12 protein-coding genes are annotated in these 17,339 nt (G+C 51.5%); 8 read left to right on the top strand and 4 right to left on the bottom strand.

Annotated elements, in window-relative coordinates:
• Window positions 1-3: 3 nt before the first annotated feature.
• Entirely contained in the window at window positions 4-519 is a 516-nt protein-coding gene (locus D4L85_RS19035) for a PH domain-containing protein (protein WP_119755794.1), read from the bottom strand.
• Window positions 520-848: 329 nt separating this feature from the next.
• Window positions 849-4,502: a VCBS repeat-containing protein gene (locus D4L85_RS19030; protein ID WP_228450532.1), complete on the bottom strand. Its 3,654-nt coding sequence runs from the start codon at window positions 4,500-4,502 to the stop codon at window positions 849-851.
• A gap of 203 nt (window positions 4,503-4,705) precedes the next feature.
• Between D4L85_RS19030 and D4L85_RS19025 the strand changes: the two genes are divergently transcribed.
• The 5 genes from D4L85_RS19025 (at window position 4,706) to D4L85_RS19005 (ending at window position 12,890) form a co-directional block, all read left to right on the top strand.
• Window positions 4,706-5,305 carry an RNA polymerase sigma factor gene (locus D4L85_RS19025; RefSeq protein WP_160143835.1) on the top strand — a complete coding sequence of 200 codons (600 nt, stop codon included), beginning with the start codon at window positions 4,706-4,708 and terminating at the stop codon, window positions 5,303-5,305.
• Window positions 5,306-5,380: 75 nt separating this feature from the next.
• Entirely contained in the window at window positions 5,381-6,328 is a 948-nt protein-coding gene (locus tag D4L85_RS19020) for a FecR family protein (RefSeq protein ID WP_119755792.1), read from the top strand.
• Between the two features lie 118 nt (window positions 6,329-6,446).
• Window positions 6,447-9,824: a SusC/RagA family TonB-linked outer membrane protein gene (locus D4L85_RS19015; RefSeq protein WP_228450531.1), complete on the top strand. Its 3,378-nt coding sequence runs from the start codon at window positions 6,447-6,449 to the stop codon at window positions 9,822-9,824.
• 43 nt (window positions 9,825-9,867) lie between these two features.
• Entirely contained in the window at window positions 9,868-11,418 is a 1,551-nt protein-coding gene (locus D4L85_RS19010) for a RagB/SusD family nutrient uptake outer membrane protein (protein ID WP_119758855.1), read from the top strand.
• Window positions 11,419-11,450: 32 nt separating this feature from the next.
• Window positions 11,451-12,890, top strand: coding sequence for a calcineurin-like phosphoesterase C-terminal domain-containing protein (locus D4L85_RS19005; RefSeq protein WP_119755790.1), 1,440 nt, complete (start codon window positions 11,451-11,453; stop codon window positions 12,888-12,890).
• Between the two features lie 49 nt (window positions 12,891-12,939).
• Here the strand turns inward: D4L85_RS19005 and D4L85_RS19000 are convergent, their stop codons facing one another.
• Together D4L85_RS19000 and D4L85_RS18995 are read right to left on the bottom strand one after the other, a co-directional pair.
• On the bottom strand, window positions 12,940-14,340 hold the full coding sequence (locus tag D4L85_RS19000; RefSeq protein WP_119755789.1) for a serine hydrolase domain-containing protein: 1,401 nt from the start codon (window positions 14,338-14,340) through the stop codon (window positions 12,940-12,942).
• A 15-nt stretch (window positions 14,341-14,355) separates the two neighbouring features.
• A complete protein-coding gene (locus D4L85_RS18995; protein WP_119755788.1) occupies window positions 14,356-14,775 on the bottom strand; it encodes a DoxX family protein in 420 nt (139 codons plus the stop codon).
• 138 nt (window positions 14,776-14,913) lie between these two features.
• Between D4L85_RS18995 and D4L85_RS18990 the strand changes: the two genes are divergently transcribed.
• From D4L85_RS18990 to D4L85_RS18980, 3 genes are all read left to right on the top strand, one after another.
• Complete coding sequence (locus D4L85_RS18990; protein ID WP_119755787.1) at window positions 14,914-15,477, top strand: Crp/Fnr family transcriptional regulator; 564 nt, start codon at window positions 14,914-14,916, stop codon at window positions 15,475-15,477.
• Between the two features lie 150 nt (window positions 15,478-15,627).
• Complete coding sequence (locus tag D4L85_RS18985; protein WP_119755786.1) at window positions 15,628-16,098, top strand: carboxymuconolactone decarboxylase family protein; 471 nt, start codon at window positions 15,628-15,630, stop codon at window positions 16,096-16,098.
• A gap of 87 nt (window positions 16,099-16,185) precedes the next feature.
• The gene (locus D4L85_RS18980) at window positions 16,186-17,235 is read left to right on the top strand and encodes an outer membrane protein assembly factor BamB family protein (RefSeq protein WP_119755785.1); all 1,050 of its coding nucleotides are present in this window, start codon (window positions 16,186-16,188) and stop codon (window positions 17,233-17,235) included.
• The last annotated feature ends 104 nt before the right edge of the window (window positions 17,236-17,339 follow it).

Genomic DNA, 17,339 nt, shown 5'->3' with positions numbered 1-17,339 from the left:
ATCCTACATCATTGGGAACCATACCTTCTTTCTGCGAATCAAGCTTGGGGGCAAGACCTCCTCCACGTTATCCCATACCAAACACGACACAACGACTATGTTACCATCTTTCAATTCAAATTTGGAATAGGAATAAATCCCCCACATCATCCAATCAATTCTTTTGTCAAAAACAGGAGGAGACATGCAAATCGTGATCTCCTTGATATCATCAATAGCTACTGTAGACTTGATTCCTTTCAAATCAAAGATGAGGACGTTAACGACCTTCTCAAGAAATATCGCCATGCCCTTAGCCTTGGTTTTATGATTGAAAAAAAGAATTAAGAGGGGCGTTACAAATACTATAGCGCAATATATCCATGTACCCATGATGATTTTCGCAAACACAACTCCGCTTAATGGCCCCACATACCACCATAACCCGCCCAGAACGATAGCGTTAATTAGAAATAGTTTTATCAAGATAAAGTCCAAATACTTCCTTCTTGATTGAGGTGTATATGTTTTCGTTCCCAACTCGAAAGACTTGTTAAATTATCGTTCCTCCAGTTAAAAATCCAATGCTGTAATTTATTCAATCCAAACTTCACCTAACGCCATCTCGCCGTTGTTGGTGTTCTTCACCAACAACCTCCTTCCAGCGCACATTCCAACGGTCAGTGCGACGCGATATCCACCGTCCTGGATTGCCCATGGCTATTGTAAATCATAACCTTCGTAACATCCTCTTTCCTTCCAGTGCACATTGCGATGGTCAGCGCAACGCTATATATCCACCGTCCTGGATCCCTCGCCGTTGTTGGTGTTCTTCACCAACAACCAGCTTCCAGCGCACATTCCAACGGTCAGTGCGACGCGATATCCACCGTCCTGGATTGCCCATGGCTATTGTAAATCATAACCTTCGTAACATCCTCTGCAATCCGAAGTTTTCGCGACGATTGGGATAAATAGCCACCACCATAATAAAACTCTTGTTTGGATTGCTTGCCGTCAGCATGGGTTAGGATGGCGTGGATGTCGTCAGGGTTTATCGACACGATCTGTTGTGGGTGAAGAACACCAACAACGGCGGAGACGGACCCAGCGGTGGGCATAGGTGATGCACTCTCCCATACTTTCAGCGTATCGTTGTTTTGTGTACCCACCACAAGTGTCTTCCCATTGCGATCGATCAGCTCAGCAAGGGCTTTTGCGTTGCCATCCAACAGGATTCCAGTTTGGTTTGGGGGGAGCGGGCGGAAGTTTCCTTTGCCGTCGCCTTTTAGCAAGAGACCTTTGAGGGCGTCGTAACGGCCGGTCAGGACGTCGGTGTCGTAGGCGTTGCCGCTGAGTAAGATATCGGCGTGGCCGTCGTGATCGTAGTCGCCGGTGGTGATGCCGCAGACGGGGGCAAATTGGGCTTGGGTGGGCAATGGCTTGAGGGACCAGCCGGCTTTTCCTTTGTTTTCGAGATAGCTGGTTTGAAACGTTTCGCTTTGGAGTATAGTGGGTTTTGTGTCGGTTCCGGCGATGACCGTCTCGATCGTGGCGTCCGCGTAAGCCTTATACGATTGGTATTTCTTTTTGAACTGCACGATCTGTTGCAACAGGTCGTCGCGGGGATGAGCGGGGCGGTTCACGTGTTGGATGTAGTAGGCCAATATCGCCTCCTTGGTGCCGTCGTGATTGAAGTCGTCGACGTAGGCGCGCACGGGTTGGTCGGGCGTGGTTTTGTATTTGGTGTTCAGGCCCAGGTTGCCGGCGATGTAGTCGGTGTCGCCGTCCTCGTCGGCGTCAACGGCTTGCAGGCTGTTCCACCAACCGGTGGATTTGGGGACGGCCAGCACGCCTTCGGCAGGTTTGAATTTACCGCCGTTGTTTTTAAAGATCATGATGCCCATCCATTCGCCGGTGATCATCAGGTCGAGCGAGTTGTCGTTGTCAACGTCGGTCCATAGTGCGGCAGTCACCATTCCCGCGTGTTGAACGCCGGGCGCTATGGCGTCGGTCACGTCGGTGAAACGTCCCTGTTGGTTTTGCAGGATGAAACTTTGCCCGGGTTGCGGATAGCGGTGTGGTGTTGCCCTTCCCCCGACAAAAAGATCGAGGTCGCCGTCGCCATCATAATCCGCGGCGGTCACACACGAGCCGGAAGCGGTTTCTTTGGGGAGCGCTTCCGCATCGTAGGTGAAATTTCCTTTGCCATCGTTTCGGTAGAACCGGTCCTGGTAGTAGGGTGAACCCTCCTCGAATTCATTGCCGCCGCTCACGACATAGAGGTCATTGTCACCGTCGCCATCGGCATCAAAGAGCAGTACGCCGGCATCTTCTTCGTACTTCGTTTTTACCGTTAATGGCTTTTTCGAAAAAGTCCCATCTGCTCGCTGCAAAAAAAATTGTCCGGATTGTTTGAACGCTCCGCCCACAAAGAAGTCTTCGAGGCCATCGCCGTTCACATCCCCTACTGCAATGCCGGGCCCGCTCTCGGAATACTTATGTGGCAGCAGCGGCTGGATCTTGAAATCCGCATATTCTGTTTCCTGGTGACGGTATACGATCTGGCGATTTTTATCAGCGCGCAAAAAGAGCGGCGCCGGCTGGGGTTGGTTTCTCGAAGCGACCGGTTGTGCATCGATATAGCGCAGGGCCAACACCTGGTTCGCCTTCACGGCGCGCACCGTTTGTTGTTTACCATCCGGCCAACGCACGAAGATCGAATCCACTCCATCCATTTTCCCAATACCAAAATGAAGCCCCGGTTCCACGGTGGACTGATAGCCGCGGTAAGGTGAAACCTCCTGGTATTGTATGCTGTCGCCGTGATAGAGCGTAACCTTCACCCCATGACCATCCAGGTTCCCAACCGGGCCTTTCAAACTGAGTCGAAGGAAATGATTCTTCCCGGTGAGCTGCTCGGCATGATTCTCGAACACAAATGCCGGACCGTTGATGTTGTTGGTGACGTAGTCCAGATCGCCGTCGCCATCGAGGTCGGCATACGCCGCACCGCTGGAATAGGCTGGCGTGGTGAATCCCCAAGCCGCAGACGCATCCGAGAACGTGAGGTTGCCCTGGTTCCGGAAAGCAAACACGGGAAGGTGCGCGCCCTCGATGCTGCTGAGCGCCTCCTGCATTTTTTTCTTTTTCGATTGCTCGTTCTCCTGTTGTATGAACTCCTGCATCCGGTAGCTCACAAAGTCGCGGTTTGTGATGTCGCGGGGGTAGCCGTTGGTGATCAGCAAATCTTTGCGGCCATCGTTGTCGAGGTCGGCAAACAGCGGGCTCCAACTCCAATCCGTGGCTTCCACTCCGGCCAGTTGACCGATCTCGCTAAAGAGTGGTTCGCCATTGGAATTGTCGCCATCATTCAGCTGCAGGGTGTTGCGCATGAACTGGGGCGTGTAGCCGTACTGTACTTCGGAACGGTAGCGATCGTAGTTCGTGGAGCCGAACATGAGCTTCTGACGTTTGTTGTCGGGAGGCAACATGTCCACCGCCATCACGTCCAGGCGTCCGTCGTTGTTAAAGTCCGAAACGTCGTTGCCCATGGCCGAGTAGCTGGTGTGTTTGAAGTATTGTGCCAGCCGGTCGGTGAATGTTCCGTCGTGATTGTTGATGTAGAGCAGGTCGTTCGACAGGTAGTCGTTCGAAACATAGATGTCGGGCCAGCCGTCGTGGTTGAGGTCCTGGATGGCCACACCCAGTCCATAGCCTTCGATGGTGATGCCGGCCTCCGTCGAAACGTTGGTAAAGGTTTGGTTGCCGTTGTTCCTGTAGAGCCGGTCGGTGTTGATCATCTCGCCGTGCACGCGCTTGGGGCGGATCACATTGGGGCCGGTTTGGTCCATGATGTTGGTAAGCATGTAGACATCGAGGTCGCCGTCGCCGTCGTAGTCAAAGAAAGCGGCTTGCACGGAGTGGCCGGTGTCGGCCAGGCCATAGGCTTTGGCACTTTCGGTGAACGTGTTGTTTCCGTTGTTGATGTAGAGCTCGTTGGCACGCCGGGCCGGGTCGGCCAGGGGGCCGGAATAACAAACATAAATGTCGAGGCGGCCATCCTGGTTGATGTCGACCATGGAAACGCCCGTAGCCCATTTTCCGGACGAATTGAATCCGGCGGCCTCGGTAATGTCCTCAAATTTCAAATGGCCTTTGTTCAGGTACAGGCGGTTGCCGGTCATGTTGGCGGCAAAGAAAATGTCGGGCAGCCCATCGTTGTTGATATCGCCTGTGCCGACCCCCCCTCCATTGTAGAAATATTCAAAGGTGAGGATGTTGAGGTTCTCGTCTTCGTAGAGTGTGTTGCTGAAATCGATCCCGGTCTCTTCGGGTGAAAGCAGCGTCATGAGGGGTGGCGCTTGGTCTGGCGAACATTGGGCTAGCCCCAGGCAAACCAGCAGGGCGATAGGGAGGAGTTGAGTACCCGGGATCCTTTTTTTTCCGTCCATTTCAGAAGTATAGTAAGCTTGGCCGCTGGAAGGCTTCCATTCCATTTTTCCGTCCAAATTCTCGCTCAAGATAAGCTCCCGCGCGATAGATGTTACGCTCTTCCGGATATATTTTTAACGGCTAGCGTCTTCATGCTGAAGGGTTTAATAGGCTATGCGAAAACCGATACTTCCCGGGAAACCGAAGGGAATATCACATTTAAAATTAGCATAACATTCGATGCTTACATTTGCCCGAGCTAAGTGTGATCTTTTCCGATTCAAGCATGCCCATGAACCTGACTGATCTTTCAGACGAAAAATTGTTTCTCAAGATTCGGGAGGGAAATGCTGCAGCGTTCGATATGCTGTTCAACCGGTATTGGGAGAAGCTCTACCGGATCGCCTATGCCCGTCTCAAAGACACCGACGACGCGCAGGACGTGGTGCAGGAAGTGCTGGTTCGCTTCTGGAACAATCGCGAGAAAACAGAGATCAAGACATCGCTCGAAATGTATTTGATGGGCGCCGTACGCCTTCAGGTGATCGATCATTTCCGTTCGCGGAAAGTGCGCGAGCGCCAACTCCAGGAAGCCCTGGACCGGATCAACCTGCTCGAGAGCTCCATCCACGACGTGGCCGATTATCTTGAGCTGGAGCAAACGTTGGAAGCGATCGTCAATGAAATGCCGGCCATGCTGAAGAGCATCTACCTCATGCGCAGCGAGAACATGTCGGTGAAGGAGATTGCTTCCAAACTGGGATTAGCCGATCAAACCGTAAAGAACTACATCTCCGAGGTATTGCGTCGACTGCGCATCGCCCTCCAGGAAAAATATCCAGAAAAACATCTCACCTACCTGGCGCTGCTGATCACGCTGCTTAACAAATAGGTAACAATTACTTGATGTAAAATCCCGGTACTCCTATGCCTTCTCTACGGCTATAGTCATGAGAAGACATCATCCATGGATTTACAAAAGTTTAATAAACTCCTGAATCGTTATCATAAAGGAGAGGCCAATGAAACGGAAAAGGCACTGGTCGATGCCTGGTATAAATCATACCAAGCGGAAGAGTCTGGGGTCTCGTTGGATGATCTCCAAAAAGAACAGATCCGGCTTTCGATACAAAATCGTCTTGCCGAATTGCCCGGCATCAAACCTTCTGGCAGCGTACGGCGTCTGATATTGTACCGGGTAGCGGCTAGTCTGTTATTGCTTGCCGTCGTTGGTGTATTCTATTATACAGTATTCTGGAAGCGCCCCAGCGACGCTTATTCCTTTATCGCTACGGCTACCGGAAAAATAGAGAAGGTCGTGTTGCCCGACGGTTCGGTGGCATGGCTCAATGCCTCCAGCAAAATTCGCGTGCCGAAAACATTCGACGGTGCCACGCGTGAAGTCTTCCTCGATGAGGGCGAGGCTTTCTTTGAAGTGAAACGAAACGAGCACAAGCCGTTCAAGGTGCACACGGTGGCCCTGGAGGTGCAGGTGCTGGGAACATCTTTTAACGTCAAATCATATGCGGCTTCCGCCGATGTGAAAGTGACCGTGTCCACCGGCAGCGTAGCGGTGAACCGGAAAGTCGAACGGCTCGCTACGCTTTCGCCCGACCAGCAATTTAGTTATGAAAAAAACACGGGAACCTATTCCGTAAACACCGTGAATTCCGGGAACGAACAAGCCTGGAAAGACGGCGACACCTATTTGCGACAAGCCACTTTCGACGAGCTGGCCCTGGTGCTGAAAAACACCTATGGGGTTTCGCTGAAAACAAAAGATCCGGTCATTCAAAAATATCAATTCACGCTGCGTTTACACGGGAACGTGCCCGTAGAAGAAACGCTTCAATTAGTCCAGTCCATTCACAACACACATTACAGAAAGGAGGGCAACGATGTGATCCTGTACTAAAATAAAAAACGGGCCGCTGAAACATCAGGACCCGCCTTTGAATGGTAAAGTGACCGGGACGGCCATCCCAATACTTTATCTGCTAGTAATCTGTAACAATTACACTGTCTTCAAAAGTATGAAAAATTATTTACACCATATTAAGAAATCATTACGCCTCACGTGGCTGTCGCTTTGCATCGTGGCGGGCCCGGGAATGTGGGCCATTGGTGCCACCACGACCGCTCAAATTCTGGACACGCGCATCAGCATCGAATTTGAAACGCAAAGTCTTTATTCCGCCATCAACAAATTGGAGCAACAAACCGGAATTGTATTCGCCTACGACGAAACCTTTCTCCAATTGAAGCAACGGAACGTCCGGGCCGCAAAATTCACCAATGAGAGCCTGCGCGGTATTCTCTCTGCCTTATTGATCAACACGGATATCCGTTTTGCTGAACAGTCCGGCAATGTGCTGCTCACGAAGACGGTCACCAAGAAAGCCACGGGAAAAATAGTAGGTAAGGTCACCGACGCCAACGGTGAGCCGTTGCCGGGAGCTTCTATCCTGGTGGCCGGAACCACAACGGGCACTACCGCCGATGAAAGCGGAAACTTTTCGCTGACGCTGGAAGAGGGTGTCTACGGCATCATGGTGAGCTTCGTGGGCTTCACGACATCCGAATTCAAAAATGTTACCATCGTGGAAGGCCAGGACTATACCCTGAATGTTCAGCTGGGCACCAACACTATGCTCGACGAAGTGGTCGTGACGTATGGCACGCAGAAACAACGTGAAGTCACGGGCGCCATTGCACAGCTCGAGGCTTCTGAAGTGCAGGACCAACCTGTCGGACAGTTTGCCCAACAGTTGCAGGGAAAGTTCGCGGGTGTTCAGATCGCGCAATACAGCGGCCAGCCCGGCCGTGGCATTGGCTTTCGCATCCGGGGAGCGGCATCGTTGTTTGCTGAAAATCAACCGCTGGTTGTGATCGATGGCATTCCCATCACGGGGAGCATCAACAACATCAACCCTTCCGAGATCGAAACGTTCACCGTGTTGAAAGATGCGTCGTCGACTTCCCTCTATGGCTCGCGCGCAGCCAATGGCGTTATTCTCATTACCACGCGGCACGCCAAAGTGGGTGATCCGAAAATTGAATTCAACGCATTTTACGGCGTGCAACAGATCCCCCAAAACAAAGTGCCCAAGATGATGACGGCCCGCGAATTCGTCGATTTTCAAAATGAATATTACAACGATCGGGTGAAGTACGAAGGCTACAGCGCCCCGATCGATACGACCTACCTCCGTCCCGAGCGCTACGGCCGTGGCACCGATTGGTTCAAAGCGCTCACGCGCGTGGCGCCTATCCAGAAGTACGACCTGATCGTTTCGTCGGCGCACGAGAAATCATCGTCTACCGTCATGGGGTCCTACCTAAACCAGCAAGGTGTGGTCATCAACACCGGCACGCAGCTGTTTTCGTTGCGCCTCAACCAAGACTTGCGGCTGAACAACGACAAGGTGCGCATCGGCTTCAACCTGGCGCCCAGCTATCGCATGGATCACAACAACCGCCTCACCACCGACGGTCTGAACGGACTAATCGAAAAAATCGTGGAAGCCAGCCCGCTCATCGCGCCGGTGAACCCCGACGGCACGATGCCCCTGTATGTGAACTCCCCGGGCATGGTGAACAACCTGAATCCCTATGCGCAATTCACCCGGACGAAAGACGACTACAAGACCACCCGCATCCTGGGAAATGTATATTTGAACTACGAATTCCTGGACGGCCTCACCTTCAAGACCAACCTGGCCGTCGACAAAGGCGGAGAGACGCGCAATTTATTCGTCCCGTCCACCATCGTGACCACCGGCATCGCTACCGGCACCAGCAGTTCGACCGACAACTTTTCGTGGACTGCCGAGACCAACCTGCAATACACCAAGACGTTTTTTGAACACCACAACATTGAAGCGCTGGTGGGCTACTCGGCCCAAAAGTTTAGTCAGGAAACCAACACCCTCACGGGTACCAATTTCGCCAGCGACGATGTGCCTTGGGTGAGTGCCGCAACGGCCATTAGCAGTGGTTCCAGCAACACAACACAATTCTCGTTGCTCTCGGAAATTGCCCGTTTGAATTATAACTACAAAGGAAAATATCTCTTGTCGGGCTCCATGCGTCGCGACGGTTCCTCCCGCTTTGGGCCCGACCGGAAGTACGGCTACTTCCCTTCCGTGTCGGCGGGTTGGATCCTGAGCGACGAGAATTTTATGCAATCCCTGAAGACCTTCGACCTGTTGAAGATCCGGGCCAGCTATGGCATCACCGGAAACAACAGTTTTGCCAACAACAATGCGGGCAACTATCCTTTCATCCCCGGCATGGTGAACGACAACTACGTGTTCAACAAAACGCTCACCTCAGGCATTACCGTGAACAGCCTGGGCAACTCGGAATTGGCTTGGGAACGCAACAAACAATTCGATATCGGTCTCGACATGACGATACTCAACGGCCGCGTGTCGTTCACCTACGACTACTATCACAAATTATCCGACGGCCTCATCCAGGACATGCCCATTCCCCGGGCTTCCGGGTTTGCTACCATAAAATACAACGTCGGCGTATTCAAGTTCTGGGGGCACGAGTTCACCCTGAACACCATCAACACCACGGGCAAATTGAAATGGACCTCCAACCTCAACGTGTCCGTAGATCGCAACCGGATCGACTACCTGGTGAATCCCGGTTTCATCCGCCGGAACAACACCACCTCTTCGGACTACTACCGTCAGCAGGTAGGGCACTCGCTGGGTGAGTTCTATGGATTTATCTTCGACGGCCTATATAAAGACCAAGCGGATCTTGCCAACTCGCCCAAACTTCAGATCTCGGGTCTGACGTCCGATGTAGGGACCATCAAGATGCGCGACGTGAACGGCGATGGTTTTATTACCAACGATGACCGGACGTTCATTGGCAACCCGACACCAAAATTCATTTTTGGTTTTACCAACCAATTTGAATACGGGGCTTTCGACCTCAGCATCTCCATGGCGGGCGCCGTGGGTGGCAAGATCATGAATCCCTCCAAGTGGGCTTACCTGGCCAACCTCGACGGCGCACGCATGTTGCTGGCCGATGTGAAGGATCGCTGGCGGTCGGAAGAAGAACCGGGGTCGGGCGTCTATCCGCGTACCAAGACCGGCACTACAGCGTTGGGCCGCCAGGTGAACACCCAGTGGATCGAAAGCGGCACCTACCTGACGGTGAAAAATATTTCCCTGGGTTACAATGTGCCGATGAAAAACAACTTGTCGCTGAAGAACCTTCGCGTCTACGCGTCCGTGCAGCAGGCCTTTATCCTTACCGGTTATTCGGGCATGAATCCAGAAGTGAACGTGAGTGGCATGGACCCCACACAAGGTGTGGGCGTGGATGAGAACGCGTATCCTGTTCCCCGAACATTTTCCATTGGCATCAACACCACCTTCAAATAAGAATTCTCAGATTCCTCATACTGAAAAGCAAATGCAAAACATCATGAACTATAGAACGCTACTTCTCTTCCTGCTCGTGTGGACGGCCTCGTCCTGCAGCGATTCGTTTATCGAATTGACGCCGCAGGACCAGCAATCGAGCGAAACGTTTTTCAAAACGGAGACGCAATTCAGGCAAGCCGTCACGGCGGCTTATCCGCCGCTGCGAAACCTTATGGTCAACGACTACTTCACCGCCGAGATGCGGTCGGATAACACGCATTATGAATATTACGCCATCGATCGCGGCACCGCCAACAAACAACGCGAGACCATCGCCGACTTTGTGGATGATCCCACCGATGCTTATTCGAACGCTGTCTATTTTCATTGCTACACGGGTATCTCCAGGGCAAACATTGTGATCAACCGGATCGCCACGGCAGACCTCGCCGACAATGTAAAAAATAACATTGCGGGCGAAGCGAAATTCCTGCGCGCCTTCAATTACTTCAAGCTGGTGCGCTACTTCGGAGCCGTACCGTTGTATCTCGACGAAGTGACCAACGCGTCTGAAGCCTTCTTACCCCGTGCTTCAGTCGATGAAGTATACAACCAGATCATCGCCGATGCCCAAGCTGCCATTGCCGGACTTGATCCGCCCGCCGCATTTCCACAAACCGGGAAAGCCACCAAGGGTTCGGCCACGATGCTGTTAGCCGACGTGTACATGACACAGAAAAAATATCCGGAAGCGGAAACACTGCTCAAAACATTGCCGGCTATGGGCTACCAACTGCTGCCCGACTATGCCGCCGTCTTTTCGACAGCCAACAAGAATAGCAAAGAGTCCCTCTTTGAAGTGCAGTACATGCAGGGCGCGCAAGGAGGTCAGCAAAGCAATTTCATTTACCTCTTCCTGCCGCGCACCAAGAGCACCATGCTCGTCACCGGTGTGGCCACGAACAACACCACGACCGGGGGATGGAACACGCCCACACAAGACATGATCGACGCCTACGAAGCCGGCGACAAGCGCAAGGACGCTTCCATCGGCATCGCCGAGGGAACGTATGACGCCAGCAACATCTTCACGATTTCGGCCAACAAAAGCGTGCTGAACTACACCCCCGCAGCCGGAAAGGTCGGCGTGCCCTACATCAAGAAATACCTTAACCCCCACACCATTGCCAACAACACCGACGACAATTGGCCGATCTATCGCTATGCCGATGCATTGTTGCTGCTGGCGGAAGCGCTGAACGAACAAGGAAAATCCACCGAAGCATTGGAGTATGCGAATGCCGTGCGCGACCGTGCCTTTGGTGCCGGTGTCTCTCCCATCGTCACCACCGATCAAACTGCGCTGCGGGAAATTCTTGCACATGAACGCCGGGTGGAACTCGCCTTTGAGAATCACCGGTGGCATGACCTGGTGAGAACCGGAAGCGCCATCGATGTGATGAACGCCCATGGCATCAAGCTCAAACAGATCTATAGTTATCTGGGACCCGATACTTACCAGGTGAATGAAAACCGGTTGGTGTTCCCCATTCCGCAAGCCGAGCGGGATCTGAATCGCGACCTCTCGCAAAATGACGGGTATCCTCAGTAAACTTTCTGAAAAATTAAAATTCAACGATCATCATGAAGAGAAGAATATTTTTAAGAAACCTCGCAGGACTGGGAGCAGCCACCACGCTGATCTCGCCGGCACTGGCGGCCACTCCGGCAGACGGTGTGGGCCAGGTGAAAGGAAAAGTGCAATCGTCGGGAAGCGGCGTGGCCGGTGTCGTTGTGAGTGACGGCTACACCGTCGCTGTTACCGATAAAAAAGGGAACTACAGTCTTCCCTTGCACTCCGACGCGGAGTTTGTTTTTATTTCCATCCCTGCAGGGCATGCCATCCCAAGTGAAAAAGGCCTCGCCCGCTTTTATCAACCCCTGAAAAAAGGACAAGCACAGACGGCAGATTTCAACTTGCAAAAAAATCCGCTGGACGACACCAGGCACGCCCTGATCATTTGGGCCGACACGCAGATGGTGAAAGATCAGGATGCCGAAACGCTCGTCAAGGTCTCCGCTCCCGACACGGCCGCGCTCATCCAAAGCCTGGGCAACATCCCCACGCACGGCATCACCGTTGGCGACCTCGTGCACGATCGCTTCGATCTGTTCGACGACTATGCGCGCGCCGTGGAAGTGACCGGCATCCCGTTCTTCCAGGCCATCGGCAACCACGACATGGACTATACGGCGCGGACGGACGATCAGTCGCAAAGCAAATACAAGTCCTTGTTTGGCCCCTCCTACTATTCTTTCAACCGCGGCAAAATCCATTATGTCGTATTGGACGATGTCTTCTTCCTCGGCAAAGGCCACAACTACATCGGCTACATCACCGAGAACCAGCTCCAGTGGCTCGAGCAAGATCTGAAGCACGTGGCTGCCGGAAGCACGGTGATCGTGAGCCTGCACATACCGACCAACACCAACGCAGCCGACCGTGAACAGAAACCTGAAAATCCGGGCGGAACGGTGAGCAACCGTGAACACCTGTACAGCCTCCTGAAACCGTTCAAGGTGCACATCATGTCGGGCCACACGCATTGGAACGAGAAATGGGAGAAAGACAACATCATGGAACACAATCACGGAACCGTGTGCGGCGCCTGGTGGCGTGAACAAGCCGTTGCGGCCGATGGAACACCCAATGGCTATGCGGTGTATGAGATCAACGGAAACGATGTTACCTGGTATTATAAATCCACCGGTAAATCCGCCGAGCACCAGATGACCCTATACAAACCCGGACGCTCTACCACCAAACCCGAAGCCGTGGTGGCCAACATCTGGAACTGGGATGGTCAATGGAAGGTGGAATGGGCGGAAGACGGCATGCCCAAAGGTGCTATGGAACAGATTCGCTGCCAGGATCCCGTGGTGGTAGAATCCTATCCGAAGAACATGCACGTGATGAGTGATCATTTTTTTGCCGCGGTCCCTTCCGCCCACGCGAAGGAGATCCAGGTAAAAGCCACCGACCGTTTTGGGAAGGTGTATCAGGAAACCATACGGTTGGTTTAGAATGAAGACAGATAGGCCTGCTGCTTTTGGCGGGCTTATCTTCTTTTTTTTATTCTTCCACGGCCTTCAATATTTCCTCCATGATCGGAATGCCCTGATCCACAGGATCCGTTCCCCAATGGCTTCCCGACATGACCACCACCAATTGCAACGCCGGCACTACAAAAATATACTGCCCGCCATAGCCCCAGGCAAAAAATGAGGAAACCGTTTTTCCTTTGAACTCAAAATCCTTCGTCCACCAGAAATACCCATAGCCGAGCCCCGGCCGAGGTTGAATTTTTGGTCGTATGGATTCCGCCACCCAATGGGCCGGCACCACCTGTTGGCCGTTCCATTGTCCCTGGTTGGCATAGAGCAACCCAAACTTGAGCATATCCCTCGGTCGCAGGCCGATATCTCCGATCGCACCCATCGGCGTCGGTTCGTCGATGTAGCATTTTTCAATACCCAGCGGCTGTAAAAGGCGTGTCGTGAGTTCGTCTTTGTTTTCCATGTGCGTAGCATGACGGAGCACGGCATTCATCAGGATATGGTTAAGGGAGTTATAGGCAAAGACCGGTGTCGCCTTAATCTCGCGGGGAAGCAAAAACAAGTGCACAAATTGGTCGCTGTCGCTCGCCGCCTTTACGAGGGTGTTGCGTTCGTCGCCATAGTCATAGGTCTGTTCGTCCCAGGCGATGCCGGTGCTCATGGTGAGCAATTGGTGGAGCGTAATGTTTTTATGTTTTTCATCGCACGCCCATTTTTCATAGCCGGGCAACGACGTGCACAAAGTTTGCTGCGTGCTCTTGAGCTCCTTCTTTTCCAATGCTATGCCCGTGAGCGCGGACACCACATTTTTTGTTGCCGACTGGATGTTATAGACTTTGTCGCGATTAAATCGATAGAAATATTCTTCGACAACCAATTCATTATTCCTCGCCACCAACAGGCTATGCACATCCTTATACTTCCCATTCACCAGGTGTTTGATCACGCTATCCATCACGGCGGGCGACAACTTTTGAGCTTCGCGGGTGTCAGTCTTTATGCCATCTCCCATCAGCGCCGGTTTTTGATAAGTATAGCCCGGCGATGACCGGGGATGCAAACCGGAAACCGTATCGGGCATCACCGCTTGGAAGACCAACGGGTGGGCCAGGGAATCCTCACCGATCCAAATTCCTTCGATGCGATTTGCCCCAGCATCGAAGCGACCTTTGTATTCAGAATAATATTCTTTCATCCGGAAATGAAGCGAGTCACCCTTAAAGTAGATCGTATCCAGCGGAAGAGGATCGGCCTTGAATGTCACACCGTACAATACAGGAGCAGGCCCCTGGTTGTCGAGAAAGAGATGATAGGTGATGCCGGTCATCGCCAGCAACCCCAGGTAGCTGCCGCCTGGTTTGGGATGGGTATTTGCACAACCGGCCAAGAGAAGAAAAAGGAAAAGGTATGCCCTCATGTATATAGGACCGCGTCAGGCGTCTTTGCGTGAAAGCCATGACTGCAGACTCCAGCTGCCCGGGCCTGTGAAAAAGAACAGCAACGCGATGAGGGCAAAGAGGAAGGGGTGCTGATCTTCGTAATAGAATTTTCCGTTGCCCACAAAAAAACAAATGAACAACATGTCCGTCATCAGGAACAAAGTGGCCACGCGCATAAAAATTCCCAGACAAAAGCAGATGCCTGTCGCCAGTTCTAGTCCCTTGCCCAGGTACACCATGAACGTAGGTGCCGGGAGTTTTTTGATCACGTCCCAGGTCGTGTAGCCCGCCATGAGTTCCGGGTTGAAGACCTCCAGGCCGTGATACGCCATCAGGAGGCCGGTGATGATGCGGATAACGGCGAGACCTTTTTGTGGGGAAACTGGATCACTGGTAAGAATCTTTGTAAACATATAGGGGCTACGGGGGTAATTCGACACATTAAGATAAGTTATTTATCTTTAAAATTCTATCGCCGGCAACCACCGACGTGCCATCGCTTCGGCGGGACATCCGGTCTGGCGAGCAGCCGTGAACAAAACCCTGACATCATGGAAAAATTCTTTGAAGTCGTCTCCCAACTCAGCACCCTTTCGGTCGAAAGCCGGTCGGCACTCTCCGGCATACTCAAAAAACACGACCTGAAAAAGGGCCACATCCTGGTGCATCAAAATTCCGTTTGCAACTATTTGTACTTCGTTGAAAGCGGCCTCACCCGGACCTATTACTACAACGACGGCAAAGACGTCACCGATTGGATCAGCCCTGAGAATACATTCGCCTGCTCCATTGTCAGCTACATCTCGCGCAAACCCGACCGCCGGCAGATCGAGCTGCTGGAACCCTCGGTGCTATGGTCGCTTCAATATTATGAAGCCGAACAGCTTTGCGCCAAGCATCATGACATCGAACACATGATCCGGCTCCTCGTCAGCTCCGGCCTCATCCAACTCCAGCAACGGTTCGACGATCTTCATTTTGCCACGGCCCTGCAACGCTACCAAACGTTAATGAAAGAAAATCCATCCCTCATTCAAAGAGTTCCCCTGGGCATGATCGCTTCCTACCTCGGCATCACCCAGGAAACATTGAGCCGCATCCGCTCGCAGATCTGACTTTTTGATAAATGTCAAAGGACGTCGAAACAGGGCACCATACTTTTGATTCATCAAAAACAAAAAAGTATGGAAACAACAACCCTGACATCCACAAGGCTTACACCGATTGAAAAGCCTACATCTTTACTGCTTAAAATAGCATATTATATGAGTCGGAAACAGTTTGGGAAAGTGATCGCCCCCCTGCGCTACATTTATTCGCGGAGCATTCCCGCGTTGATGACGTCTATGAAGATCTACAAATCCGAAAACAAACTAAGCCTTACCAAGGAAACAAAAATATTCATCCGATATTACACCTCTCACCTGAACGATTGCCCCTTCTGCTCGAACAGCGCCGAGTTTATGGCGCAGAAAGATAAAGTCGCGCTTCAACAATGGAAGGAGTTTATGAATTTCAGAAACAGCGACAAATTCTCTGAAAAAGAAAAAGCCCTATTAGCCTACCTGGAAGAAGTGAACTTCACAAAAACCGCGACCGAGCAAACCTTCCAGAATTTGCGAAAATATTTCTCCGAAAAAGAAGTGGTAGAAATAACCTGGCTAAACGCCACGGAGAATTACTACAATCTAATGGCGAAGCCATTAGGTCTGACTTCGGATGAGTTGAAGATCTGAACTGCCGCATCGTTGAAGAAACGATTCGAGGTCTTCCTGAACAGAAGAATGACTGGCTAGACGTATATTTAAGCAAGATTTAAAAGTATGTGGAAGCTTATAAAACAACTTGACAACGGTCATCGGGTGGCCTGGGTAGACGATCTCCCTCAAGGTCAGCTCGTTTGGCAGTTTAAAAGTTTAACGTATCTGGATCATGATTTCAATTGTATTTGGGAAAGGCAATTCAATTCATTGAACCAGGCAAGGGGTTTTGACGCCAAGTTCGTCCTTGTTCAGGAAGTGAACGGAGGGGCAGTTTTTATGGTGTCAAAGGAAAAGGGAGAAATTGTAAAGGAACTGCAGGGAGGTTTATATTTATCAAATTCCCTGATGACACCCAACGGATGCTTAATCCGATCGGAAAGTGGAGGATCGGTCGATTGGAAATTGATATCACCGGAAGGCAACGTCATAAAAACTCCTCTGCCGGATAGTGTGCTTTTCAAGTTTAGTCATGATTCCTACCTGATCGCGGCGAATCGTACGACGATCGAGTGCTACAATATTGAAGACGGAGAAAAGAAATGGGGTATAAATACTACCGATCTGAAGTATTCGGCAGATGCCAAAGTCGACGTTCCTATCTTCATGACGGTTGTAAAGCATGTTCTTGTTACCGTTTTCACTTCTCATGCCGCTGCCTTTGATATTGCCACCGGAAAGTTGATTTGGGAAAACGGAACGGGAGCAAGATATATGTGCTGTGCAGCAGATGAAAATCTATTCCTCCTCGAAAACCTTACGCATCTCTATAGCATAAATGCAACTTCGGGAAATGTAATAATGCAAAATGATCTTATTCTTAAAAACAATCACAAAATCAAGTCAACACAGTATCAGAACTTGATGGAAGACCTTTACAAAAGCAATCTCGTTCAGGACGAACAGCATCTTTATTTCTGTTTACGGTCAGCACCTCACATCGTTGCCGTTAACAAGAGAACACTTGGAATCGCTGACAGCTTCCCTGTTGTTACCGATCCTCCTGGCGAAATGTTTAATGAGAATATAATACTATCACGCAACAGACTGTTCATTCCTTTCCATTTCAAGACCTTAAACCAACATTCCTTGAGGGTATATGAAAGAAGCTGATCTGATGGGAGCCTGCCGCAGCACAAGCCTCTTTTCGTCTTCTTTGCTTGCCTGCCTGCCCGCCGAAGCTTCAGCGAAGGAGGGCCCGCCGAAGCTTTAGCGAA

The sequence above is a fragment of the Chryseolinea soli genome, from assembly GCF_003589925.1.
Classification (GTDB): domain Bacteria; phylum Bacteroidota; class Bacteroidia; order Cytophagales; family Cyclobacteriaceae; genus Chryseolinea; species Chryseolinea soli.
This window is presented reverse-complemented; position numbering and strand designations above follow the sequence as displayed.

Coding starts and splice junctions, on each gene's coding strand:
- D4L85_RS19010 (WP_119758855.1), top strand. CDS start 9,868: ATGAACTATAGAACGCTACTTCTCTTCCTGCTCGTGTGGACGGCCTCG.
- D4L85_RS18995 (WP_119755788.1), bottom strand. CDS start 14,775: ATGTTTACAAAGATTCTTACCAGTGATCCAGTTTCCCCACAAAAAGGT.
- D4L85_RS19025 (WP_160143835.1), top strand. CDS start 4,706: ATGAACCTGACTGATCTTTCAGACGAAAAATTGTTTCTCAAGATTCGG.
- D4L85_RS18990 (WP_119755787.1), top strand. CDS start 14,914: ATGGAAAAATTCTTTGAAGTCGTCTCCCAACTCAGCACCCTTTCGGTC.
- D4L85_RS19005 (WP_119755790.1), top strand. CDS start 11,451: ATGAAGAGAAGAATATTTTTAAGAAACCTCGCAGGACTGGGAGCAGCC.
- D4L85_RS19015 (WP_228450531.1), top strand. CDS start 6,447: ATGAAAAATTATTTACACCATATTAAGAAATCATTACGCCTCACGTGG.
- D4L85_RS18980 (WP_119755785.1), top strand. CDS start 16,186: ATGTGGAAGCTTATAAAACAACTTGACAACGGTCATCGGGTGGCCTGG.
- D4L85_RS18985 (WP_119755786.1), top strand. CDS start 15,628: ATGAGTCGGAAACAGTTTGGGAAAGTGATCGCCCCCCTGCGCTACATT.
- D4L85_RS19020 (WP_119755792.1), top strand. CDS start 5,381: ATGGATTTACAAAAGTTTAATAAACTCCTGAATCGTTATCATAAAGGA.
- D4L85_RS19000 (WP_119755789.1), bottom strand. CDS start 14,340: ATGAGGGCATACCTTTTCCTTTTTCTTCTCTTGGCCGGTTGTGCAAAT.